At 42.1% G+C, this 596-nt stretch carries 1 protein-coding gene; it reads left to right on the top strand.

Annotated elements, in window-relative coordinates; translation table 11 throughout:
- Window positions 1-77: 77 nt before the first annotated feature.
- On the top strand, window positions 78-596 hold a 519-nt coding region (locus KSW37_RS15725; RefSeq protein WP_217315390.1), incomplete at its 3' end, for a hypothetical protein.

Here is a 596-nt window from a genome sequence, read left to right as displayed (position 1 = left end):
AAGAAGAAAAAGAAGAAACGCAGAAGAGGCTTTAGCCTTTGATGCAAGTTACAAACCATTCAAACAACAAAAGAAAGATGAAAGAAGAACTATTGGAAGCCATCTACGGCACAGTTGAGAGATTGGAGCAGAAAGTTGATGAACTTTCTGTCTCCACAAAGAACGCAGGAGCGGAAACCGTTCCTGCAAGTACTGACATAACCAAGTTGGAGAAATCAATCATTGCTATGTTTGGTAAGGAGGAGGAAGTCATTGGTAAATTATCCAAATTAAGAGATGCCATTGTTGTTTTCGCTGACCTTATCAAGATTGAACATGGCAAAAATGAGCAGCGAAGCAGGTTCTTGGTTGATGCTGTCAAGCAGATGAGACAAGAGAATGATGTTTCCTCGAAGGTATTGCAGGACAAGCTTGAAGTGATGAACAATTCACCTCAAAAGAAAATTGTAACCCATCGCTTCGAGCCAACCTCAAAGAATGTTCTTCTTTTCATTGGTAGCTTGGCTCTGTCTCTTGTCCTCTCCATTTGGGGCAACCTCAACCAATGGCGAGCGCATCAAGATTGGGAGGAGGCTGACTTGAAATATCGTGCTTTG

The organism is Segatella copri (genome assembly GCF_019127135.1).
Classification (GTDB): domain Bacteria; phylum Bacteroidota; class Bacteroidia; order Bacteroidales; family Bacteroidaceae; genus Prevotella.
The sequence above is the reverse complement of the archived record's forward strand: the minus strand, read 5'-3'. Positions and strand labels throughout refer to the sequence as shown.